24 protein-coding genes and 1 tRNA gene are annotated in these 23,975 nt (G+C 32.3%); 15 read left to right on the top strand and 10 right to left on the bottom strand.

Translation table 11 applies throughout. The annotated features are described in order from the left end of the window. The first annotated feature begins 3 nt into the window (after positions 1 to 3). Together GQR97_RS03700 and GQR97_RS03695 are read left to right on the top strand one after the other, a co-directional pair. The gene (locus GQR97_RS03700; protein WP_158845486.1) at positions 4 to 984 is read left to right on the top strand and encodes a YitT family protein; all 981 of its coding nucleotides are present in this window, start codon (positions 4 to 6) and stop codon (positions 982 to 984) included. A gap of 22 nt (positions 985 to 1,006) precedes the next feature. Further along, complete coding sequence (locus GQR97_RS03695) at positions 1,007 to 1,912, top strand: GYDIA family GHMP kinase (RefSeq protein WP_158845483.1); 906 nt, start codon at positions 1,007 to 1,009, stop codon at positions 1,910 to 1,912. 132 nt (positions 1,913 to 2,044) lie between these two features. On the opposite strand, the gene GQR97_RS03690 is transcribed toward GQR97_RS03695, so the two are convergent. The 6 genes from GQR97_RS03690 to GQR97_RS03665 all read right to left on the bottom strand — a co-directional run bounded on the left by GQR97_RS03690 (position 2,045) and on the right by GQR97_RS03665 (position 10,016). Next, complete coding sequence (locus GQR97_RS03690; RefSeq protein WP_158845481.1) at positions 2,045 to 4,174, bottom strand: SurA N-terminal domain-containing protein; 2,130 nt, start codon at positions 4,172 to 4,174, stop codon at positions 2,045 to 2,047. Between the two features lie 277 nt (positions 4,175 to 4,451). Beyond that, positions 4,452 to 5,741, bottom strand: coding sequence for a hemolysin family protein (locus GQR97_RS03685; RefSeq protein WP_158845478.1), 1,290 nt, complete (start codon positions 5,739 to 5,741; stop codon positions 4,452 to 4,454). A gap of 308 nt (positions 5,742 to 6,049) precedes the next feature. Continuing rightward, positions 6,050 to 6,604, bottom strand: coding sequence for an LPS export ABC transporter periplasmic protein LptC (gene lptC / locus GQR97_RS03680; protein WP_199269906.1), 555 nt, complete (start codon positions 6,602 to 6,604; stop codon positions 6,050 to 6,052). Beyond that, positions 6,604 to 7,986: a hypothetical protein gene (locus GQR97_RS03675; RefSeq protein WP_158845475.1), complete on the bottom strand. Its 1,383-nt coding sequence runs from the start codon at positions 7,984 to 7,986 to the stop codon at positions 6,604 to 6,606. The genes lptC and GQR97_RS03675 overlap by 1 nt, the downstream gene beginning before the upstream one ends. An 18-nt stretch (positions 7,987 to 8,004) precedes the next feature. Continuing rightward, positions 8,005 to 9,288, bottom strand: coding sequence for a hypothetical protein (locus tag GQR97_RS03670; protein ID WP_158845472.1), 1,284 nt, complete (start codon positions 9,286 to 9,288; stop codon positions 8,005 to 8,007). Then, entirely contained in the window at positions 9,288 to 10,016 is a 729-nt protein-coding gene (locus GQR97_RS03665; protein WP_158845469.1) for a type III pantothenate kinase, read from the bottom strand. Before GQR97_RS03665 ends, GQR97_RS03670 begins: the two co-directional genes overlap by 1 nt. 193 nt (positions 10,017 to 10,209) lie before the next feature. Here GQR97_RS03665 and GQR97_RS03660 point away from each other — a divergent pair. Further along, positions 10,210 to 10,285, top strand: a tRNA-Phe gene (locus tag GQR97_RS03660). Between the two features lie 743 nt (positions 10,286 to 11,028). Here GQR97_RS03660 and GQR97_RS03655 read toward each other — a convergent pair. The 3 genes from GQR97_RS03655 to GQR97_RS03645 form a co-directional block, all read right to left on the bottom strand. Beyond that, positions 11,029 to 11,178 (bottom strand): hypothetical protein, encoded by a 150-nt coding sequence (locus GQR97_RS03655; RefSeq protein ID WP_158845466.1) that lies wholly within the window; start codon positions 11,176 to 11,178, stop codon positions 11,029 to 11,031. Next, complete coding sequence (locus GQR97_RS03650; RefSeq protein WP_158845463.1) at positions 11,144 to 11,470, bottom strand: hypothetical protein; 327 nt, start codon at positions 11,468 to 11,470, stop codon at positions 11,144 to 11,146. Before GQR97_RS03650 ends, GQR97_RS03655 begins: the two co-directional genes overlap by 35 nt. A gap of 104 nt (positions 11,471 to 11,574) precedes the next feature. Next, positions 11,575 to 12,810 carry a 3-deoxy-D-manno-octulosonic acid transferase gene (locus tag GQR97_RS03645; RefSeq protein WP_158845461.1) on the bottom strand — a complete coding sequence of 412 codons (1,236 nt, stop codon included), beginning with the start codon at positions 12,808 to 12,810 and terminating at the stop codon, positions 11,575 to 11,577. 160 nt (positions 12,811 to 12,970) lie between these two features. Here GQR97_RS03645 and GQR97_RS03640 point away from each other — a divergent pair, with 160 nt between their 5' ends. Together GQR97_RS03640 and galE are read left to right on the top strand one after the other, a co-directional pair. After that, complete coding sequence (locus tag GQR97_RS03640) at positions 12,971 to 14,125, top strand: DegT/DnrJ/EryC1/StrS family aminotransferase (RefSeq protein WP_158845458.1); 1,155 nt, start codon at positions 12,971 to 12,973, stop codon at positions 14,123 to 14,125. Next, complete coding sequence (gene galE / locus GQR97_RS03635; RefSeq protein ID WP_158845456.1) at positions 14,118 to 15,140, top strand: UDP-glucose 4-epimerase GalE; 1,023 nt, start codon at positions 14,118 to 14,120, stop codon at positions 15,138 to 15,140. The genes GQR97_RS03640 and galE overlap by 8 nt, the downstream gene beginning before the upstream one ends. A gap of 89 nt (positions 15,141 to 15,229) precedes the next feature. On the opposite strand, the gene GQR97_RS03630 is transcribed toward galE, so the two are convergent. Continuing rightward, the gene (locus GQR97_RS03630; protein ID WP_158845453.1) at positions 15,230 to 16,096 is read right to left on the bottom strand and encodes an MBL fold metallo-hydrolase; all 867 of its coding nucleotides are present in this window, start codon (positions 16,094 to 16,096) and stop codon (positions 15,230 to 15,232) included. A gap of 115 nt (positions 16,097 to 16,211) precedes the next feature. On the opposite strand from GQR97_RS03630, the gene cyoE reads away from it, so the two are divergent. The 10 genes from cyoE to GQR97_RS03580 all read left to right on the top strand — a co-directional run bounded on the left by cyoE (position 16,212) and on the right by GQR97_RS03580 (position 23,973). Beyond that, positions 16,212 to 17,105: a heme o synthase gene (cyoE, locus tag GQR97_RS03625; protein ID WP_158845450.1), complete on the top strand. Its 894-nt coding sequence runs from the start codon at positions 16,212 to 16,214 to the stop codon at positions 17,103 to 17,105. Positions 17,106 to 17,107: 2 nt separating this feature from the next. Further along, entirely contained in the window at positions 17,108 to 17,689 is a 582-nt protein-coding gene (locus tag GQR97_RS03620) for a heme-copper oxidase subunit III (RefSeq protein ID WP_158845448.1), read from the top strand. Positions 17,690 to 18,005: 316 nt separating this feature from the next. Beyond that, positions 18,006 to 19,001, top strand: coding sequence for a cytochrome c oxidase subunit 3 (locus GQR97_RS03615; protein WP_158845445.1), 996 nt, complete (start codon positions 18,006 to 18,008; stop codon positions 18,999 to 19,001). Between the two features lie 51 nt (positions 19,002 to 19,052). Beyond that, the gene (locus GQR97_RS03610) at positions 19,053 to 19,433 is read left to right on the top strand and encodes a cytochrome C oxidase subunit IV family protein (protein ID WP_158845442.1); all 381 of its coding nucleotides are present in this window, start codon (positions 19,053 to 19,055) and stop codon (positions 19,431 to 19,433) included. A 191-nt stretch (positions 19,434 to 19,624) separates the two neighbouring features. Next, the gene (locus tag GQR97_RS03605; RefSeq protein WP_158845439.1) at positions 19,625 to 20,341 is read left to right on the top strand and encodes a hypothetical protein; all 717 of its coding nucleotides are present in this window, start codon (positions 19,625 to 19,627) and stop codon (positions 20,339 to 20,341) included. Between the two features lie 9 nt (positions 20,342 to 20,350). Further along, a complete protein-coding gene (locus GQR97_RS03600; RefSeq protein ID WP_158845436.1) occupies positions 20,351 to 21,094 on the top strand; it encodes an SCO family protein in 744 nt (247 codons plus the stop codon). Continuing rightward, positions 21,087 to 21,617 (top strand): DUF420 domain-containing protein, encoded by a 531-nt coding sequence (locus GQR97_RS03595; protein ID WP_158845433.1) that lies wholly within the window; start codon positions 21,087 to 21,089, stop codon positions 21,615 to 21,617. Before GQR97_RS03600 ends, GQR97_RS03595 begins: the two co-directional genes overlap by 8 nt. A gap of 53 nt (positions 21,618 to 21,670) precedes the next feature. Further along, positions 21,671 to 21,889 carry a hypothetical protein gene (locus GQR97_RS03590; protein WP_158845431.1) on the top strand — a complete coding sequence of 73 codons (219 nt, stop codon included), beginning with the start codon at positions 21,671 to 21,673 and terminating at the stop codon, positions 21,887 to 21,889. A 160-nt stretch (positions 21,890 to 22,049) separates the two neighbouring features. Beyond that, complete coding sequence (locus tag GQR97_RS03585; RefSeq protein WP_158845428.1) at positions 22,050 to 22,751, top strand: ABC transporter ATP-binding protein; 702 nt, start codon at positions 22,050 to 22,052, stop codon at positions 22,749 to 22,751. Then, positions 22,744 to 23,973 carry an ABC transporter permease gene (locus GQR97_RS03580; RefSeq protein ID WP_158845425.1) on the top strand — a complete coding sequence of 410 codons (1,230 nt, stop codon included), beginning with the start codon at positions 22,744 to 22,746 and terminating at the stop codon, positions 23,971 to 23,973. The genes GQR97_RS03585 and GQR97_RS03580 overlap by 8 nt, the downstream gene beginning before the upstream one ends. Positions 23,974 to 23,975 lie beyond the last annotated feature (2 nt).

Raw genomic sequence — 23,975 nt, 5'->3', positions numbered from 1 at the left:
TGAATGAACCCGTTTTTATCCAAAATATTAATAGATGTCGCTCGCAAACGGCTTAAAAAGAAGCAGAGTAGTGTAGGCGATAAGCCTATTAGTATAAGGCAAATTGTGCCGTTGGTACGGAAGTTTCAGGTAGAATTAACTCATGCTGTAAAAGAATATATTTTTATAATCATAGGTGTGTTTTCTGCTGGTTTTGGGCTAAAAGGTTTTTTATTACCAAACAAATTTATAGATGGTGGAGCTACTGGGATTTCTTTATTACTGGAAAACGTAACATCTCTGGAATTAGGATTCTTACTTGTTTTAGTAAATATTCCTTTTTTAATACTCGCATCTAAAACTATTGGAAATAAATTTGCCCTAAAAAGCATCGGTGCCATTACTCTTTTAGCTTTTGTTGTTCATTTTGTAGAATATCCTATTATTACAGAAGATAAACTTTTAATAGCCGTTTTTGGTGGTTTCTTTTTGGGTTTAGGTATTGGTTTATCTATGCGTGGAGGCAGTGTTATAGATGGCACTGAAGTTTTGGCTATTTATTTAGGTCGAAAATTATCCCTAACTATTGGAGATGTATTATTACTAATTAATATCGTAATATTTTCTGTAGGAGCTTATGTTTTATCTATTGAAATTGCTCTGTATGCGATATTAACTTATCTGTCGGCTGCAAAAACCGTAGATTTTGTTGTAGATGGAGTAGAGGAATATGTTGGAGTTACTATTATTTCTAATAAGCATGAGGAGTTAAGAGTTATGATAACCGAGAAGTTACGTCGTGCATGTACTATTTATGCAGGAAAAGGTGGCTTCGGAACTAGTGGAGATAGTTATGATAAAGATATTATTTATACCATAGTTACTCGTTTAGAACTTGCAAGACTACAAACCGAAATAGATAAAATAGATAAAAATGCATTTATCATTATGGGAATTGTAAAAGATTTAAAAGGTGGTATGATTAAGCGGAAGCCTTTGAAGTAAATCAATAAATTAAACAAAACAAGTGAAACAGTTTTTTAGCAACGGGAAATTATTAATTTCTGGGGAATATGTAGTTTTGGATGAAGCCGTTTCTCTGGCCGTACCAACTAAATATGGACAATCTTTAATTGTTGAAAACATTGGGGAACCCAAAATTATTTGGCAAAGTTTGGATGAAAAAGGAATAATTTGGTTTGAAACTGAATTTAAACTAAAAGAAGATGAAATTCTAAACTCTAATGATGATGAGATTTCTAAAAGACTTCTACAAATATTAAATACTGCTAAAAAACTTAATCCTGATTTTTTAAAAGACGGATTAGCTTATAAAGTGACTACTAAGTTAGATTTTCCTAAAAATTGGGGGTTAGGTACATCTTCAACCTTAATAAATAATGTTGCTAATTGGGCTCAAACTGATGCTTATGTATTGTTAGAAGAAACTTTTGGAGGTAGCGGTTATGATATTGCTTGTGCTCAAAACAATTCGGCAATTACTTATAAGTTAAATGGAGATTTGAAAGAGGTTCTTCCTGTAAAATTTAATCCTAAATTTAAAGAGGATTTATATTTTGTTCATTTAAACAAAAAACAAAATAGTCGAGATGGTATTAAACATTATCGCGAACATAAGGGAGATTTATTGGCGTCCATAAAGGAGGTTAATAGAATTTCTCAAGAAATGATAGACTGTGTGTCTCTAGAAGCCTTTCAAAAATTGATGGAAACCCACGAAGCTATTATTGCTGAAATAACGAAACAAACACCAGTAAAAGAAAAACTATTTAGCGATTTTAAAGGCGCTATTAAAAGTCTTGGTGCTTGGGGTGGGGATTTTGTTTTAGCGGCTTCAAACCAAAACCCAGTAGCATATTTTAAAGCAAAAGGTTTTGATACTGTTATTCCTTATCAAGACATGGTGCTTTAATTTTTAATCCAAAACTTCGTTTTATATTTTTAGTTTAAAAATATAATTTTATAATAGAGTGTTCAGAAAGTACAGCGCATAAAAAAGCCTCAAGTTAATGAGGCTTTTTTTATAATTTAAATCAATTTGTTTTTATTGAACCTGTGTTTTAGCTCTGTTATCTTCAATTTCCGAAGCATCTTTTAAAGCATTGTATAATTTAGAATTTACAACGTTAGATTTTTGTTGAGCAACTCTGTTAGCAGAAGCTTGGTAATTATCTAAGGGTGCAGCAGGCGTTACTTTAGTTACTTGAACCATGTAAACTCCATTAGCTCCATCTATTAATTTAGAGGTTTCTCCTTCGTTTAATCCAAATGCAGCACCAACAACTAAGGGCTCTCTACCAGCTCCAGAAATAGTTGGGTTTTTCATATTAATGGCAGAAGCTGTACGCACACTTTTCTTTTGTGCAGCAGCTAAATCGTCTAGTGTAGTTGCAGAAATTTGTTCTCTTAGCATTGCTGCTTTTTTCTCTTTTCTTAGAATAGGTAAAACAGTTACCGTAGTATCATCAGCAGACATTAAACCAGCTTCGTGTTTTGCTACTAATTGAGCAATTACATATCCGTTTGTAATATTAAAACGTTTTAAATCGCCAACTTCAGCATCAGCTTCAAATGCCCAACGAACAATTGGTCTTTGGTTACCAACACCAGGGATAGTTTCATCTAATACTTTAATGCCGTTAACAGGACGTACAGTATAACTTTTTTCTTTTGCTAAAGCTTCAAAATCTTTATCGGCAGCAGAAATTTCAAAACTAGATGCATCTCTAAATACTTTATCAACTGTCGCATCCGATGGTTGAATTTGTCTTGCTAATGTTCCAACTTTTATAGCTTTTGTTTTGTTTTTTTGTCCTTCAACTTCAATAATATGAAATCCAAACATTGTTTTTACAATACCTAAATCACCAACTTTACCTTCAAATTCAAAATCATTGAATTCTGGTACCATTGTATTGTAAGCATGCCAATCGTAACGTCCACCATTTTCAACACTTCCTTGATCTGTAGAAAATTCAGTGACGAAATCAGGAAATTTAGAAATATTAGATTTTAAAATAGTTAAAAGACTATCTGCAGTTGCTTTTGCTTGCTCTTCTGTTTGAGTTGCTTGAGCTCCAGAACTTCTTGTTCCAATAAAAGGAATTAAGATGTGACGTACTTTAGCTGAATCTGGAATTTGCTTAACAGCAATTACTTTAGATATTTTAAAGTATCCATTATCTTTATAAGGCCCATAAACTTGACCTTCATTTAAGTTATAAATAGTATCGGCAACAGCTGATGGTAAGCTAGATTTGAAAACAAAACGATCATCAAATTTAATATCAGAATTAGAATTGATAAAATCTTCGTTGTTTGTTGTGTTTAAGAAACCTATGATGTTTTCGTTAGCTTTGATGCCTTCGTTATATTGAACACGATCTATTAAAAGTGTTTTTAAATCTGCTTTAATAGCATTTTCATCCTCTACACTTGCAAATTCTTTAAACTCTACAAAACGAATATCACGAGATGCTTCAACTTCATATTTTTTAGCATTTTTACTAATGTAGCTAGAAATATCAGATTTAGAAACCTTTACTAAACTATCGGCAATTGAAGAATAAGGTACTTGTACATATTTAATATCTACTTTGTTATTTTCAAGCATATATTCTAATTCGCCTTCAGCAAGAGTTCCTGTTAAACCAGCTTTAACTAAGTTAAAGTAGTTTTGTTGTAACGCATTGTTTGCTAATTGCTTTTCGTAATTAACCCAGCTTTCATAGCCTGCTGGCGATGTTTCTTTTAGGTTAGCAATGTATTCATTAAGTTTTGCTTCGTCAAACATTCCAGCTTCGTTTAAAAACTCTGGACTAGATGCAAGTGCCGTTTTTAACAAATCTTTCATTTGGTCTTTCTCAACAGAAATTCCTAGTTTTTCAAATTGTGCATTCATTACAGCATCACGAACTTCTTGATCCCAAACACGGTTCATAACTTGTGTACTTGTTGCACTTGCACCTGCTTGGCGTTGCGCTACATCTACTTTTTGAAGAAATGATTCACGCGAAATATCTTTACCATCTACGGTACCAACAATATTTTGCGATTTTGCTGAAAGTGCATCACCATTTTTAAATAAATCTGCTAATACAAAGGAAAATAACGCTAGCGCTATAATTAAAATTAAGAATAATGAACGCTGTCTGATTTTATTTAAAACTGCCATCTGTAATTAAAATGTTTTAGAATAAATCCGTTATTTGGATTTAGCTTGTTAAATTTGGTTATCAATTTACGACTAAATTGATGAAAATATCGTGCGCGAAAATACCATTTTCTATTTAATAATGAAAGGGATATTTATTGTTTTGTGTAATGTTGTCACTTCGAAGTGATATTAGTGGTGTTATTTATTGAAGATTGGTTGAATTCCTGTGAATGATTAAGGAAATGGGATATATAAAAAAACAGGAGGAAATATGTTTTTGTTCTTAGTTAAACACCTAATCATCTTGTTTTAGTTTAAGTTCAACCAAATCAATTTTTGTGGTTGAAACTTCTAAAATTGTAAATTGAAAATTGTCAATTTTTACAATTTCATTTTGTTCAGGTATTTGTTGCGTGTGGTTTACAATTAAGCCGCCTAAGGTTTCATAGTTTTCACTTTCCGGAAGGTTGATTTTGTAAGTTTCGTTTAGATAATCAACTTCCAAACGTGCCGAAAAATTAAAAGTTTCATCTTCTAGTTTTTCTTCAATTAAAACAACCGTATCATGTTCATCTTCAATTTCACCAAAGAGTTCTTCAACAATATCTTCCACAGTCATAATTCCTGCAGTTCCGCCGTATTCATCTAAAACTACAGCTATACTTTTATGCTTTTTAGTAAGTACACCGAGCACATCTTTTATTAAAACTGTTTCTGGCACAAACTCCACTGGCAGCATCATGGCTTTAATGGTTTTTGGTTTTTTAAAGAGCTCGAAAGAGTGAGCATATCCTAAAATATCATCTATGGTATCTTTATAAACTAATATTTTTGTGCAACCAGTTTCAGTAAAAAGCGCATTTAAGGTTTTAATAGATTCTTTAATTTCAAGAGCAATAATTTCAGTTCTTGGAACCATAACTTCACGAGCTTTTACTTCGGAAAACTCTAAAGCATTTTGAAATATTTGAATTTCGGTATCTACTTCATCATGTTCTTCAACCGATTCCATTTGCTCGCTAATGTAATTACCTAATTCAATTTTTGTGAAGGCAAGTTGAATTTGGTCGCCTTCGGTTTTAAAAAAAACTCTAAGAACAATATCTGAAATCCAGATAACAAAATCGGAAATAAAACTAAATAGGATATAAAAAAAATAGGCAGGAATAGCCAGGGCTTTAATTAATTTATTCGCATAAATCTGAAAAAATACTTTTGGTAAAAATTCCGCAGTTATTAAAATAACAAGGGTAGATATAATGGTTTGCGATAATAAACTTAAATCATTAAGCAAATAATTTATTGGCCCGTAAGGTGTTGGAAGCATAGACCGAAACCAATCTACTAGCAAATCGCCCATAAAAAAACCATAAATAACCAATGCAATATTGTTACCAATAAGCATAGTAGTTATAAATTTCGAAGGTTTTACTGTAAGTTTACTAAGTATTTTAGCGAGTAAGCCTTCTTGTTTTTTTTCAATTTCTATATGGATTTTGTTTGAAGAGATGTAAGCAATCTCCATCCCTGAAAAAAAGGCAGAAAGGATTAATGATACAATTATGATGATGACATAAATGCTCATTTATTTAGTGTTGTTGCTTTTCTTTTCAAATCTGCGTCTAAAAAAGAACATGAATATTGCAACAGCCAATAGAAAAATACTTAGGTATGCGCGACTTCTATCTATATTCCATGTTTTAAAAACGTCGTATATTAGGTAGATGGCAAAAGCTAAATATAAAAATTTGGAAAATTTTAAATAATTCATTGATTGTTTTTTAATCTAGGCAAAGATAATTAAAATAACAGACGTACGATTTTATTTGTATTACTGTTTTAAAGTGAATGTTTTTAAGACTATAAATTAAATGTAGAGTGGATTGTACTAAATTAATCTTCCATAGTGATAATACCTGTAACTTCTAATACTTCGGCTTTTTTGAATTTAGTATCAGAATCGAATCCATTACCATGAATTTCATCGGTTTTTGTTTTATAGGTAACTGGGTTATTAGTGAATAACCATTCTTTTCGTTGATCGTAAAAAAGCTGATCAGATTTTAAAGAGGAGCCATCGTGCATTGTAATAACAACGTGACCTTGTAGGTCTATTAAATCGGTATCGGTATATATAATGGCATAATCTGCTACAACGGTACTTTTAGTATCGTCATCGCCATATATATATAAGGTAAAGTCATCAACAAATTCATAGTAAGGAAAATCTCGATTAGAGTAATCTAGCATTTTCGTACTTATCAAGTTAGTTGTAACGCGACCAGAATCGGTATGCTTTAAATTAATATTTTCGGCAACACCAATAGGTTCATTTTCTGAAACTCCAATTTTTTGAACTTCCTTTAAACTGTTGTTACATGAAAAAAACATAGCCATGCAACTAAGCATGACTATGTTTAAAATATGATATGTTTTTTTTCTAATCATTAGATATTTGGTACGGTAACCGAAGCGCCAATCCAACATCCAATTTTAATGCTTTGACCAGAACATGAACAGCTAAATATTTCAGCTTTATGTGGAGCCTTTGCGGTATAGTTTGCTACAGATGCAGCAGCAGCTTTTCTTAAAGTTGGATCTACACGCGCAGCTTTTCTAGCTTCGTCTGCAGCTAACCAATATACAGCTCTTTTGTTAAAGTTAGTATCTCCACAGCTATTTGCGCTTGCAGCATACATTGCAGCAATAGATAAATGTGGACGACCATTAGAAGGGTTTAATGCTAACGATTGTCTAAAGTATCCTCTAGCTTGACCGTAACTTCCTCTAGCTTTAAGTTTAATTCCAATTTTGTTATTTAATTTTGCTTTCTTGAAGTTATCAGTTTCTAAATCAATAGCTTGTTTGTAAAATGCGATAGCTTCATTGTTTTTACCTTCTTTATCTTTTAAGATACCTAAGTAGTATGCAGAATTAGCAGAAGGTGAAATTTCGTGATAAGCGTTTACTAACTTAAAGAATAATGGATCATCAGTACAATCTTTTTCAGACATTTTTCCAGCAGCTCTTTGTAACCAAAGGGCATTGTTTTTGTTCTCTTCGAAATCTTTTTGGTATAAAGGAATTAAGTTCTCACAGTTTGCGCGCTCTCCTAATTTTTGATCAACTCCAGAAGAGACTTGATCGAATGCTCCTAAAATTTGACCGTAATATCTTTTGTACTTACCTTCTTTTGTCGTTAATTCAGTTCCAGCATCTTCTTTAGCAATTAATGTGTTAAGGTTTTCTGAAGTGTTTTTTACTTCATCTTCAATTTTTTCAACAACGTCATCATATTTATTAAATAATTCTGCAGCAGTTTTTTGTTTTGCATCATACAAATCAACCATTAAAGAAAAGTATGTATACAAACTTTGAGGGTTTGTAAAGTTATCTTTATCAGCTTTATATATTGCGTCAAAGCAGTTGTATAATTCCTCGTCCGATAAATTTAATAACTGTTTATTATCGTATTTTAATTGGCAAGCCATAGCACCATATTTACCTGTTGGTGTTTTGCTAGCAAAATGCTCGGCACGCTCTTCCCAAAGTTTTAGTAAATCGTTAATGAAAGGTAACTTTGCAGCACCTTCATTTTTTTCTATTTTATCTTCTAAAATCTTTTCTCCATCAATATAAATGGCATTATTAAATTTAGGACACTTATTTCTTACTGCCATCCAAGGCTCGTAAGCTGCATCGAAATTTTTAGATTTTACATATTCATGGAAAATCGAGAGTTTAGACATGCACTCTTCATCTTGTTGTGCGAAGCCAATATTTGCCCCAACAAATAAAAGCGTCAGTAATAGTGTAATTTTAGTTTTCATGATATTAATTTTATGTTGTTAGTCAAATTTTCTTTTATTAAACCATCTGTCGTTCAAAGATAAACTTAATTGGAAATTAACGAAATTCTCTTGTATTAAATTACTGTTAGTGGTACCGCGTTTACCAACTTCAACACCTAAATTAGCATTAGAGAAAAAACTTCCAACTGGTAATCCTAGACCAAAAGACATGCCAAACTCGTTTATCGATTCGTTTTCTATCTTTAAACCGGTGTTTTCGAAGTGTAAACCAGCTCTGTAAACAACACGTTTTAAGTAGCTTGTGAATGAGTTGTACTTCGGAATATAAAAACCACCAAGCTTAATTGCAGATTGATCTTCGTAAGCAGCACCGTTACTATATAAGGCGTTAGTAAAATCACTTGTCTTTAAATATTCCGATTCTACACCTACAAACCATTTTCTTGGTTTCCCAATACCTAAACCAAAAGTGACTTTAGAAGGTAAAACTAAATCAGTTTCTTGTAAGTTTCCTAAATCGGTATCTGCAGTGTTTACAGCAAATCCTGAACTAATAATGGTTGAGAAAGAACGTGTGTTTTTGGATCTTAAGCTGCTTTCCGGAGTATAAGTAAGGCCAGAAATAAGTTCTAACTTCTCGTTTAGCATTGTTCTGTATGATGCTCCTAAGTTGATGTTTAATCCACTTAAATCCGATCTGTTATTTTCCCTACCTTGGTATTGTACGGGATCGCCTTCACTATCGTAAATATACTCTATTGTACTATTTTGAGTGTTTCCAAAGTTATATTGAAAATCTACACCTACACTAAATTCTTCAGTAATTTGATAACCAAAACCTAAAAAAGCCTTATTTAAACCACCTTCGCCATTAAACCTGTTCGAGATAGTTTCATTATCATTATAAGCTTCAAGTTTATAACCAACAGATGTGTATGGCATAAGTCCAAAACCAAAACCAAAATCACCCATAGGAATAGAAATCGCTACGTAATCGAAGGTCGATGAAGAAGCATTGTCCTTACTAGTCTCACTTTTTAAGTTGGTGCTATTATAAGTTCCTCCAACAGTAAATTTTACTGGTCGGCTTTCGTTATTTAAAATATCTAGGTTTTTGCCTGCGTAAGATGCCGGATTTCTTAGGTTAACATGTATACTGTCATTATAGATGCTTAATCCACCCATACTACGGTTTTCCACCGTTCCTTTAAATTTAAGGCTTCCAATACCGTAAAAAGAATACGGAGATGCCGTTCCTTCTTGTCCGTAACTTTGAATTGCAGTTATTGCAATAAAAACGAGTACAAGTTTTTTTATCATTAATTTGAATTAAATTGTAAAATATAATAAAGTCCTTCCAAAAGGAAATTTGAGTTGACAAATATGCTACTTTTTAATTGTTTAGACAAGAAATTAGTATCGCCACCTGTTAAAATAATTGTTAAATCTAAATATTTCTCTTTATAGGTAGCAATATTTCCGTCAATTTCATTTAAAACACCATAAACAACTCCAGAATGTATTGATGATTTTGTTGAGTTTCCAATAATAGATTCTGGCATTTCTGTATTTAATAACGGCAAATTTGCGGTTAAATTATTCAATGCAGCATAACGCATTCGTAAACCAGGTGAAATTGCTCCACCTAAATATTCATTATTAGCCGTTATAAAATCGTAAGTTATACATGTGCCAGCATCTATAATAAGTACATTTTTATTAGGGAATTGTTTAACCGAAGCACAAACTAAAGCAATTCTGTCTACACCTAATGTTTTTGGTGTTTCGTATAAATTAGTAAACGGAAGTTTGGTTTCGCTATTTAAAATGGTTAAATCGAACAATTTACCTATAGCAACTGTCTCTCTTTTAGATAATCGCCCAACGGATGATATGATGGCTTTTTTTATTTCTAAATACTTGTTTTTTAGTTGTTTAATCTCTTTTAGTACATTATCTAAATTAACAACTTGTTTGTCCATAAGGAGGTCTTCCTTAAAAACAGCAAGCTTTACAAACGAATTCCCAACATCAATAATTAAATGCATAAATTATATAAAAACGTAAATTTACAAAAGTGACATTAAACTGATTCTTAATTATTATATAATATTTGAAAATTTATTATTCTTTATAATATGAAGAGCATCAGTTAAATATAAATTATTTTCATTTTTTTTGAAAATTCTTTTGGCAGATACTAAAATAGAGTATATATTTGCAACCGCTTAACAAAGCAATGGTGCCTTAGCTCAGTTGGTAGAGCAAAGGACTGAAAATCCTTGTGTCCCTGGTTCGATTCCTGGAGGCACCACCATAAAAAACCCGACTCAATTGAGTCGGGTTTTTTGGTTTTAAAAAATTACTACTTTGGATATTACTAAAAATGGATCAAGACTAATTGTTGTGTTTATGCAAAAATTGTAGATAATCTATAAAGAAAAAAATCTGGGTTTCTCACGCCTCTAAGTTAAAGTATAAATGTTTTTTTGGGGTATTGAATGTTCAGTTGAATCGAGCGAGTGAGAATGCTTCTGTTTATAAAACAGCTTAAGAAGGGGCGGTAGTTTGTTTTATTGTGTTTACAGTTGTTTTAAAGAGTTGATAGCTCTTATTGCTCCATGTTTTGTGTCAATGTACTTTTTTATATACGTTGTTTTATTGATTTAGCTGAGTTAAACATATTCATAAGCTCTCTGTTAATTCGAAATCAGTTTTAATATCTTGATATTCACTAAATATTATTTTGCGTCATAGGTTCTGGCTTTCTATCTAATTAGAAGGTGCTTTGTATAGTAACTACCTGATTTTAGTAAGTAGTTGTTTTCTTGTGTTTATATTCTTAAATATCTGAAGTGTATAGTTTTTGCTTTTAATCTTGGTTTATTCATTTTCAGGATTTATTGCATCTCGTCTAAGTTTTATTCTAATATTCTGTAAGTTGTGTATCTCGAATTTTCCAAAGATTGTTCTTGATATTTCTGAATATTGTTAAAATTAGGCATAAAAAAACCACCTAATTAAAGGTGGTTCTTAAAATTTTTAAAGTAATAATAAATATTAGTGCTTTAATTTATCAGCTTCAGCTTTAACAGCATCGGCAGCTTTGTCTAATAATTTTTCACCAGCAGCGTCAACAGTTTTGTTAACGGCTTCACCTGTTGCTTTAGCAGCATCATTTACAGCATCGCCAGTTGCAGTTTGCAGCATCTCCAGCAGCTTCAACAGCTCCGTCAACAGCTTCTCCAGTCGCTTTTGCAGCACCTTCTACGGCATCACCTGTAGCTTCAACAGCTCCATCAACAGCTTCTCCAGTTGCAGATGCAGCGTTTTCAACAGCATCACCTGTAGCTTCTGCAGCATTTTCAATAGCATTTCCTGTAGCATCAGCAGCATTTTCCATTGCGTCTTGAATAGAACCATCTTTTTTCTCATCTCTACAAGATGTAAAAGAGATACTTAAAGCTACTAATAAAGCTGTACTTAATAATAATTTTTTCATTTTTTTGTGTTTTAGTGTTTTAATTTAAAGAACAAATCTAATATCTTTTAAATTGAATATGTTAAATTTTCTTAATTTTTACAATTTCAGTATTAAATTCAAGCTTATATACGTAGATAGTCGATAATTTGGACGACAGCACCCTTGTTTTTTTTGATATATGAAGAATTATTTTCACCAGATTGTTTTCGAAACAAGGAATTTTCGATTAATTTATCTAGAACTGTGTTAAATTCCTGTTGATTTCCAACTGAAAATAAACCTTTTAGATTTATCATGGCCTGTGCTTCTGGAAATTTTTCATGATTTGTTCCTATTATAATAGGGATTCCAAAAACAGCAGGTTCTAAAGTGTTATGTAATCCTGTGTTTCCCATGGCACCACCAACATAAGCAATATCTGCATAATTGTAAATTTTTGTAAGTATGCCAATGGTGTTTACAATAAATACGCTTGCTGTTTTTAGGTTGGCATTATCCTTTTCAGAAAACAAAACTGTATCAACCTTTAAATTTTGCTGTAATTGATTTATTTGTCCGTCCTTTATATTATGAGGTGCAATAATGAACTTTACTTGATCTAATTGTTTAGAATTAATATAGCTTGTTAATAATTTTTCACCTTCAGGCCATGTGCTTCCGGCAACTACACAAAGTTTGTTGTCTTTAAAGGTTTTAATAAAATCTAAATTGTTGTCTAATTCTAGCTGACTGTAAACTCGGTCGAAACGTGTATCTCCTGAAACCGAAACAGAATTATAATTTATAGATTCAAGTAGGGTTTTAGAAGCTTCGTTTTGTGTAAAAATATGTTCGAACGCAAATAATGCTCGACGTAAATTTTTTCCATAGAATTTAAAATAAGATTGATTTTTTCTAAATGCAGCCGAAATAAGAATGGCTCGTAGTTTTCTGCGTTTAACTTCATTTAAAAAGTTTGGCCAAATATCATATTTTACAAAAATGGTGAGTTCTGGGTGTACTATATCCAAAAAAGCTTTTGCATTTTTTTTAGTATCTATGGGTAAGTAGACTACTATATCTGCAATTGGAGAGTTTTTCCTGATTTCGTAGCCAGACGGAGAAAAAAAGGAAAGTATAATTTTATGATTGGGATAATGTGTTCGTAATTTCTTAAAAACAGGTAGGCCTTGTTCATATTCACCTAAGGAAGCGCAATGAAACCAAAAAGTCTTGTCGTCTTTTTTAAGTACACTATTTAAAAGTTTAAACGTGTTTTTTCTTCCAATAACTCCGTTTTTAATTTTAGGGTTAAATGGCGAAATAGCTTTAAGCACTATATCTGCAAGATGTATGAGTATGTTATAAATAAAATGCAATTTTTTTCTTTGGGGCTAAAATACATTCTTTAAAAGGAATTCATTGCTTAACGTTTATGAATTTTGTAATTTCGTAGCTGTTTAATTAAGAATAAACAAACTAAAGGAGTTCATTAAAATGAGTCTTTCATATATAAACGGAGACTTTAATTTATTTTAGATGAAGAAAATTCAAATGGTTGACCTTAAAGGTCAGTACAACGATATAAAAGATGTCGTTAATCCTTCTATTCAGGAAGTTATTGAGACTACCGCATTTGTAAACGGACCACAAGTTCACAAATTTCAAAGTAATTTAGAACAGTATTTAGGTGTTAAGCATGTTATTCCATGTGCTAATGGTACCGATGCTTTACAAATTGCTATGATGGGTTTGGGATTAAAACCCGGAGATGAAGTTATAACAGTCGATTTTACTTTTGCTGCTACTGTTGAAGTTATTGCCTTGTTGCAATTAACACCGGTTTTAGTTGATGTAAATGAAGGTGATTTCAATATAAATATTGAAGCTTTAAAAAAGGCGATTACGCCAAAAACAAAAGCCATTGTACCTGTACATTTATTTGGACAATGTGCCAATATGGAAGCAGTAATGGAAATTGCAGAAGCCAATAATTTATTTGTAATTGAAGATAATGCGCAAGCTATTGGAGCTAATTACACTTATAAAAACGGTAAAAAAGTAAAGGCGGGAACTATAGGGAATGTAGGTGCTACCTCATTTTTTCCTTCTAAGAACTTAGGTTGTTATGGAGATGGTGGAGCTATTTTTACAAATGATGATGCTTTAGCGCATACCATTCGTGGTATTGTAAATCATGGTATGTACGAGCGATATCATCATGATGTTGTTGGTGTAAATTCACGTTTAGATAGTATTCAAGCAGCGGTTTTAAATGCTAAATTACCACATTTAGATACTTATAATAAGTCAAGACAAGCAGCCGCAAGAAAGTATACTAAAGCTTTTGAAGGTATTTCAAGTATAATAACGCCTCAGGTTTCTAATAATTGTACTGAAATTTGCGATACATGCGACTGTCATGTTTTTCATCAATATACTTTACGAGTAAAAGGTGTTGATAGAGATGCTTTGGTTAAGCACTTACAAGCTAATGATATTCCTTGTGGAGTGTATTATCCAATTCCGTTACATAAACAAAAAGCATATTTAGATTCGCGTTATAACGAAGCCGATTTTGGTGTAACCAATCAGTTGGTAAAAGATGTTATTTCGTTACCTATGCATACCGAGTTAGAGGACGATCAAATCGAATATATAACATCAACTATAATAAAATTTATAAATGGATAAAATATTAGTTACTGGTGGGCTTGGCTTTATTGGTTCGCATACTGTTGTAGAATTACAAAACGAAGGTTACGAAGTTATAATTATTGACGATTTATCAAATTCTTCAGAAAAAGTATTAGATGGTATTGTAGCCATTACTGGGAAAAAACCCGTGTTTGAAAAATTAGATTTAAAAGAAAAAGATAAAGTTGAAGCCTTTTTCGCAAAGCATAGCGATGTAAAAGGAGTGATACATTTTGCAGCAAGTAAAGCGGTTGGAGAAAGTGTAAGTGAACCATTGAAGTATTATGAAAATAATATAGGGACATTAGTTTACATTTTAAAAGAATTAAGAAAATTACCATCGGCAGGATTTATTTTTAGTTCTTCTTGTACCGTTTACGGACAAGCGGATGAGTTGCCTATAACGGAAAATGCACCCGTAAAACAAGCAGAGTCTCCTTACGGAAACACGAAGCAAATTGGTGAAGAGATTATTAAGGACACTTGTAAAGTGTCTCCAAATTTGAAAGCGATTGCTTTACGTTATTTTAATCCGATTGGAGCTCATGAATCTGTTGAAATTGGAGAATTGCCAATAGGAGTACCGCAAAACTTAGTACCATTTATTACACAAACCGCTATAGGTTTACGTGATGAGCTTTCTGTTTTTGGTGAAGATTATCCAACACCAGATGGAACGTGTATTCGCGATTATATTCATGTAGTAGATTTAGCAAAAGCACACGTAATTGCTTTAAAACGTTTATTAGAAAACAAGAATAAATCTAGTTACGAAACCTTTAACTTAGGTACAGGAACAGGTAGTTCTGTCCTAGATGTTATTAAATCTTTCGAGAAAGTTTCTGGTGAAAAACTGAAGTATAAAATTGTAGGTAGAAGAGAAGGTGATATTATTTCAGCTTATGCGGATACTAATAAAGCTAATAACGAATTAGGTTGGAAAACCCAATTATCGCTAGATGATGCTATGCGTTCTGCTTGGAAGTGGGAATGTAAAGTAAGAGGGAAATAGATTTTTAGATAATCATAGATATTTAAAAAGCCGTTTGAAATTCATTTTTCAAACGGCTTTTTTATTGGTTTTATTCTAGTACTTTATAATTATTCTTTCAAACTTATATAAAATGTGCGTCTCATTTTTTCGCTATTTATAAAATGGTCGCCGTAACCTAAGTCGTCGTAAATTTTGGTAATCGATGTATTAGCAGCGACTTCGTCTTCTGTTTTATTTTTACTTATTTCTTCTAAAACGGCAACTTTTACTGTTTCTAACATGTTTAAGAAGGTTGTGTACTCCGTTTTGTTTCCTAGGTTTCCATGTCCTGGAATAATTTTAGTGTCATCGTCAACAAACATTAATCCAGATTTTACCGCATTAATATAGCCATTTACACTACCTCCAGAACTTATGTCTATATAAGGATAGCGTGCGTTAAAAAAAGTGTCTCCAGTATGTAAAACATTACTTTCTGTAAAATAAAGCATAACATCACCATCGGTATGGGCGTTTTCAACATGGAAAATCACGACCTGCTCGTCGTTCATTTGTATGTTTAGTTTGTCGTTAAAAGTAATTACTGGTAATGCTAATTTCGGACTTTGCTCTAGGAGACGTTTTCTAACATTCTCGTGTGCAATTATAGTTGCTCCTAAATTACCTAGGTTTTCGTTTCCACCGGTATGATCGCCATGGTGATGTGTATTGGCGACAATTTTAACTGGTTTGTTGCTTAGTTTTTTTATGGCATCTAATATTTTTGGAGTTAGTGGTGCAAATTGCGTGTCAATTATAAAAACACCATCGTTACCAATAGAAACGCCAATGTTACCGCCACTACCTTCGAGCATGTAAATATGCTCTGATAATGGAGTCGTTTTAATATTGACTTTATCAAATTTCGATTGCGCATACATCGAGAAATTGATTAAAAGGATATAAATAGCTAGAATTGATTTAAATAATTTCATGGTATAAGAGTGTTACTTTCGGTTAAAGATATTAAAAATGCAATCAATATTGCTAAAATTATTAATATAGAGTATCTTTGCACTCGCAATATAAAATGCACTATTAAAAACAAGTTTGGGCAGATCTAAAACAACTACAGAAAATCCGGGATTAATATCAGATTTTAAGGAAATCACAAAAATGCGATTAGCATTAAGCGTAGTGTTTTCTTCTCTTGCTGGTTACTTGCTTGGTGTAGATACAGTCGATTTTAAAACTTTAACCTTACTGGCTTTTGGTGGTTATTTTATGGTGGGCGCATCTAATGCATTTAATCAAATTATTGAAAAGGATTTGGATGTGTTAATGAACAGAACTAAGAATAGACCTATTCCTGCTGGCCGCATGTCTGTAAATACAGCATTCGTTATAGCAACAATTTTTACCATTTTAGGACTTATTATTTTATACACCATAAACAAGCAAACAGCTATGTTTGGTGCTATTTCTATTTTTATATACACCTGTGTTTATACACCTTTAAAAACAAAAACACCTATTTCGGTTTTTGTTGGTGCTATTCCTGGTGCTATTCCGTTTATGTTAGGTTGGGTTGCTGCTACAGATCATTTTGGTATGGAGCCAGGGACTTTATTCGCTCTACAGTTTTTTTGGCAATTTCCACATTTTTGGGCTATTGGTTGGTTTTTGTTTGAAGACTATAAACGTGGTGGCTTCTTTATGTTACCCACAGGGAAACAAGATAGAGGTACAGCAGTACAAATTATTATGTACACAATTTGGACCATTTTAATTTCAATAATTCCGGTGTTTGGTTTTACTGGTCGCCTGCATCTATCTATTGTTGCGGCAGTTATTGTTTTTATTCTCGGATTGGGAATGTTACATTATGCTATTCAATTATTTAAAAAAATGACAGAGCAGTCTGCTAAAGAACTTATGTTATCCAGTGTGGCTTACATTACTTTGGTGCAAATTGTTTATGTTATCGATAAATTTATAAGTTAATCATGGATTTAACTCAAGGAACAACAGAGGAGAAACACGGCAGAGCTAAGAAAATGATGCTTTGGTTCGGTATTATTTCACTTATAATGTCTTTTATGGGATGGACGAGTGCTTTTATTGTAAGTAGCTCACGTCCCGATTGGCTAGGTGATTTTAAATTGCCAAACGCTTTTATTATTAGTACGGTTGTTATTGTTGTTAGTAGTATTACGTTTTTATTGGCTAAAAAAGCATTAAAAAGCGGGCAACACAAAGCAACGAGCATGTGGTTGTTGGTCACGTTAGCTTTAGGTATTTTGTTTATTTATAATCAGTTTGCTGGTTTTAGACAAATTATAGATTTAGGGTATAATTTTACAGGACCAACGAGTAATGTTACCATGTCGTACATTTATTTAATTGCTTTAGTACACATTATACATGTTGTGGCTGGGTTAATTTGTCTGTTGGTTGTAATTTATAATCATTTTAAACAAAAGTATAGCGCCACAAACATGTTAGGTTTTGAATTGGCAGCTACATTCTGGCATTTTATAGATATTCTATGGGTGTATTTATTTCTGTTTTTATACTTTGTGAGATAGAATTGGGATAGGTGAATATTTGTTATCGCTTGTTTTTAAAGGTGTTTAACAATTTCTTCGTAAGAATAGTTATGCCTAAGAATTTAAGTGTTAGTTTTGCAAATAGGCTCGCGTTAGGGATTGAACGGCCTGTTTGAAATCCTTTTTGTTTTGCTAAAAAACAAAAAGATTGAGTAGTGAAAGCTCGACCCTTGGGGAACGCCCTAAAGGTTTTTAAGGGGTAAAAAGAGAATATTTTAAAATTTTGTGTTGGATATTTTATTAGATAAATAAAATGATTATTTTTGTCCAACTTTTAAATAACAACCAATTATATATGAGTACAGCAGTAGCAGAAGGCAAAACTTGGAATGGCGGGAATGAACCGTTAAAGGCAAGTTACGGTAAAATGATGATGTGGTTTTTCATCGTATCGGATGCTTTAACATTTTCGGCTTTTTTAGCAGCTTACGGATTTTCTAGATTTAAATTTATTGATGCTTGGCCAATTGCCGATGAAGTGTTTACTCACTTTCCGTTTTTACATGGTGTAGATGCACCTATGTATTATGTGGCGTTTATGACGTTTGTCCTTATTATGTCGTCGGTAACGATGGTATTAGCGGTAGATGCTGGACACCACTTAAACAAAGCAAAAGTTACTATTTACATGTTTTTAACTGTAATAGGAGGTATCATTTTCGTGGGTTCTCAAGCTTGGGAATGGAATACCTTTATTAAAGGTGAATATGGTGCAGTACAAACTAAAGGTGGAAACATCTTACAGTTTGGAGAGTACGTAGAGCAAGATGGCGAACAAGTTTTTAAACGTATTGCTGTTAAGGATTTTGCAGTTGTTGATACACACAAAGAAAGAACATTACAAGAAAGAAAAAACGGACTTTGGTTTGTTGGCGAAGGTAGTATACCTGCTTACGATGTGAATGAAGTTTTAAAAGGTATGGAAGCGCATGAAAATGTGTTAGTGCGTACACATTATATAGACGAAGAGTCTGGAGAAAAAATTGTTTTAAGTAGAGATCATTCTTTAAAAACTTTAAAGAATAACGGGACATTATATGTTGAAGGTGCAAACCTGAAAGCTAATGAATATGGTGCGCCATTGTTTGCAGATTTCTTTTTCTTTATTACAGGTTTTCACGGTTTTCACGTATTATCGGGTGTTATTATTAATATCATTGTTTTCTTTAATGTGGTATTAGGAACTTACGAAAAACGTAAAAGCTACGAAATGGTTGAGAAAGTTGGTTTATACTGGCACTTTGTAGATTTAGTTTGGGTATTTGTCTTTACTTTCTTCTACTTAGTTTAATAAAATATATATTTTCAGTTCCTATTATAGGAAATATAAAAAGCATAAAAAATGGCACACGAGCATAAATTAGAAATATTTAAAGGTTTAGTTAAGTTTAAAACAAATACTCAGAAAATTTGGGGTGTTTTAATACTCTTAACGTTTATAACGGTTGTAGAGGTTATTTTAGGTATAGTTAAGCCAGAATCTTTATCTGGATCTGTTTTAGGTATGAAAGCTTTAAACTGGATTTTCATTATTTTAACGATAGTAAAAGCTTATTATATTACTTGGGATTTTATGCACATGCGTGATGAAACAAAAAGTTTACAACGTATGGTTGTATGGACGGCTATTTTCTTGATTACATACCTAGTATTTATCTTATTGCAAGAAGGTGGTTACGTTTTTAGAGTGTATGATAACGGATACATAAAAAGAGATTTCTAATTAAAATGGACATTGTAAAATGCTGATTTTGCAATATTTTAAATAACTTATATAAATTAATCCCGCTGAAAGGCGGGATCTTTTTTTTAAAGATATCTTATTAAGATAAATTAACAATGTAAAGACGGTTTTTGGACTGTCTTTTTTTTATTTTTGCATTATGCTGAAAAATGCCGAAAACGTATTAAATTATGGATAGAAAAAAAGTTGGTCGCTATGCCGTGTTGGGAATTTTGTTTTTTCTTCCTGTTGCGTTTTTATTAGTGTTATATCCCTCTACACACAATTACCAACCATTGGATATTGTTAACGAAAATGTATTAGATTTAGATGCGTTTACATCGGATACAGAGGAACCTATTGTTTTAAAAGATCATATAACTGTTTTAGGTTTCTTGGGTGAAAAACCAATGAAAAATGCCATTGCAGCATCTAACTTAAAGGAATTGATTTATGATAAGTTTAGAGGGTTTAAAAAATTCCAAATGGTTATCGCTATGCCTAAAGGGACCGAAGCAGAAGTTAAGCAACTTATAGCTGAAATAAATACGTATGATGATATTAGGTTCTGGCATTTTGTTTATGGAGATCCTGCAGATATTAAACGAGTTTACTTTAGTTTGAAGAGCAAAACGGATTTAAAGAATGATTTATCTGTAGAAGATGTTTTTATTATTGATAAAGATCTAAACCAACGTGGACGTATAGATGATAGAACGGATAGAGAATTAGAGAAATCGAGTCCGGTTTATGGACTAAATGGATATAATTGTATTGAAGTTGCCGAGGTTAAAAACAAAATGAGCGACGATTTACGTATAGTTTTTACAGAATACAGACAGAAGCGTAAAGGTGAATTTAATTCGGATATTAGACGCGCAGTTGATTTAAAAGGCCCAGAAAATTAATTTTATAAAATGAATAAAAAAAATAATTACTCATACATTGGCATCGCTTTTATTATTTTAGTTTTCGGAATTATTTTTATCCCGAAAATAGTTGATAGAGTTTCTAATGATGATATTACTAGACAATCTGGGAGAAGTGATCAAAAAGAAGCGATTTCTAAAACTTCAGATTTAGAATTTATTAAAATTAATGGTGAAGCAAAAAAAGTACCTGCATTTGCGTTTACCAATCAAGATGGTGTAACAATTACAGATAAGGATTATGTAGGAAAGGTGTATGTTATCGAGTTCTTTTTTACAACCTGTCCTACTATTTGCCCAAGAATGAGTAAAAACTTAGTTCAGGTTCAGAATACTTTCGAAGGTTTTGAGGATTTTGGTGTAGCTTCCTTTACCATAAACCCATCTCATGATACCCCCGAGGTTTTAAAAGCTTACGCTGAAAAATACGGGGTTACTAACCCAAATTGGAACTTAATGACTGGAGAAAAAGCTGCTATTTATAAACTAGCCAACCAAGGTTTTAATTTATATGCCGCCGAAGCCGAAAATGTAGCTGGTGGTTTTGAGCATTCTGGTAATTTTGCTTTAATTGATAAAAAGGGTTTTATTCGATCTCGAACTGACGATTACGGTAATCCAATTATATATTACCGAGGCATTGCTTCGGAAAGCGAGAAAGTAGATGACGATGGCGTAAAAGAAGAAATTAGTGCATTAAAGGCAGATATTAAAAAATTACTAAATGAATAAAGACGATAAGATTTTAGATGATAAAAAATACAATAAACTTATCATTGCGCTTTCTATAGCCATTCCGGTTGTTGTAGCTATTCTTTTTGGTGTTAAAATTGATGCCGAATTACCTGTGTTTTTACCACCTATTTACGCATCTGTTAATGCTTTAACGGCTTTAGTTTTAGTTTTGGCTTTTATTGCTATTCAGAATAAAAAAATAAAACTTCATGAAGGTTTAATGAAGTTTGCTATTGGTTTATCTCTTATGTTTTTGGTTATGTATATTGCCTATCATATGACGAGCGACTCTACTAAATATGGAGGAGAAGGAATGATAAAGTATGTGTATTATTCTATTTTGTTAACACATATTTTAATGTCTATTGTGGTAATTCCATTTGTATTAATCACCTATGTTCGTGCCATTACAAATAATATTGAAAAACACCGTAAAATCGCTAAGATTACATTCCCGCTTTGGTTATATGTGGCTGTTTCTGGTGTGGTTGTTTTTATAATGATTTCGCCTTATTATTAGAAGCTTAGAAGCTAATTATTGGGTAATTACTCGCTAATCAAATAAAAAATAATATGAAGACTAAAATAATATTCTTTTTATTTACGATCCTCTTCTTTTTAGATACTAACGCTCAATGTGCCATGTGTCGTGCAGTTTTGGAAAGTGAAGAAGGGCATACTGCTGCCAAAGGTATAAACGATGGTATTGTTTACTTAATGGCTATTCCATATGTGCTTGTAGCAGGAATAGCTTTTGCTATTTATAAAAAATACAATAAAAAAACGACATAATTATTTGATATTGAGTTCTGTAATAAGAATTTATTGGTGTTAAATAATTAATAATTATTTTTTTTATAAAATATTGTAACATTTCTTTGCTTTAGTAGTCTTACTATAAAGTGGTCGTTTTTAACCAAGACGAAACCATTTTATCAATCAATCAAAAAATATGTTAGAAATTCGTCAGTTACACAAATCCTATCCTATAGGAGATTCAAGTTTACATGTTTTAAAAGGTATCGATCTTTCTGTTAAAGAAGGAGAAATGGTAGCTATTATGGGGTCTTCAGGCTCTGGTAAATCAACATTACTTAATATTATTGGTATGTTGGATGAAGCAGATGAAGGCGAATATGTTTTAGATGGATTGCCTATTAAAAATCTTACCGAAAAGAAAGCAGCCGTTTATAGAAATAAATTTCTTGGCTTTATCTTTCAATCCTTTAATTTAATAAATTACAAAACGGCACTAGAAAATGTTGCGCTTCCCTTGTATTATCAAGGTATGAAACGAAAGGAACGTTTAGAATTAGCTATGTTTCATTTAGAAAAAGTAGGTTTGGCCGATTGGGCAAAGCACTTACCGAAAGAGCTTTCTGGAGGTCAAAAACAACGTGTAGCGATTGCAAGAGCATTAGCTGCAGATCCAAAATTATTATTGGCCGATGAACCAACAGGTGCATTAGATACTAAAACTTCACATGAAATTATGGAGTTTATTCAACATCTTAATGATGAAGGAAAAACGATTTTAATGGTAACGCACGAAGAAGATATTGCCGCTATGTGTAAGCGAAATGTTAGACTTAGAGATGGTGTTATTATCGAAGATAGAATGGTAGAACAAGTTAGAGCGAAACTTTATGTTTGATTTAGATCTCTGGCGCGAAATATTCCAAAGTATTAATATGAATAGAACTCGGAGTTTACTCTCGGGTTTTACGGTAGCATTTGCCATTTTGCTATTCGCTATTTTATTCGGGATTGCGAATGGTTTACAAAACACCTTTCAGGAAGCTTTTGGTACCGATGCTAATAATTCTATTATTATTTATCCGGGAAGAACAACCAAAGCTAATAAAGGGATGCAGGTTGGTAGAAGAATTCAGTTTAAAAACGAAGACCGCGAATTTATAAAAGAAAAATACGGCGATAAAGTTCAGTTTATTACTTCTAAGGTAAATAAAAGTGTTAATGCTTCTTTTAAAGGCGAAAAGAATAGTTACCAACTTCGTGGTGTTTATCCCGAGTATATGTTTATTGAAAACAATGTGGTTAAAGAGGGCCGCTATATCAACCAAAACGATTTAACTAACAAAACGAAAGTAGTTGTTATTGGTAAAAAGGTTGAAGATGAATTGTTTTTTAAAGAAACTGCCATTGGAAAATATATTAACCTTAGCGGAATTCAATATAAAGTAGTAGGTGTTTTTACCGATGATGAAGGTGACAGTGAAGAAAGTATTATCTACATGCCAATTACAACTATACAACGTGTTTATGGTAATAACGATTTGGTAGATTTAATACATCTAACTTATAATCCGGAAATGAATTCTACAGAAGCACTTGCTTTAGGTGTTTCAATAGAAAAAAGTTTAAAGGAAAAATTTGATGTGGCTAGAAGTGATCAGCGAGCTATTCGTATCAGGAATATGGCGCAAGGCACACAACAAGTGGATATGATGACTACCAGTTTATCCATAATTATACTTGTCATAGGTTTCGGAACTTTAATTGCTGGTATTGTTGGTATTAGTAATATCATGATTTTTATTGTGAAAGAGCGTACTAAAGAAATCGGGATACGTAAAGCATTAGGTGCATCACCAAGATCTATAGTTTCCATTATTTTATTAGAATCTATAATAATTACGGCTATTGCAGGATATGTAGGTTTATTGGTAGGTGTTGGTGTTTTAGAACTCGCCACACCGGTTTTAAAAGATTACTTTATAAAAGATCCTGGAGTAAGTAACAGCTTAGTAGCAGGCGCAACCATTACATTAATAGTTGCGGGAGCCATTGCAGGGTATTTACCAGCAAAACGAGCATCACAAATTAAGCCCATTGTAGCTTTAAGAAACGATTAACT

This window comes from Algibacter sp. L1A34 (assembly GCF_009796805.1).
In the GTDB taxonomy this organism is placed as follows: Bacteria; Bacteroidota; Bacteroidia; order Flavobacteriales; family Flavobacteriaceae; genus Algibacter.
Note: the sequence above shows the minus strand (reverse complement) of the source record. Positions and strands in the feature narration are given on the sequence as shown.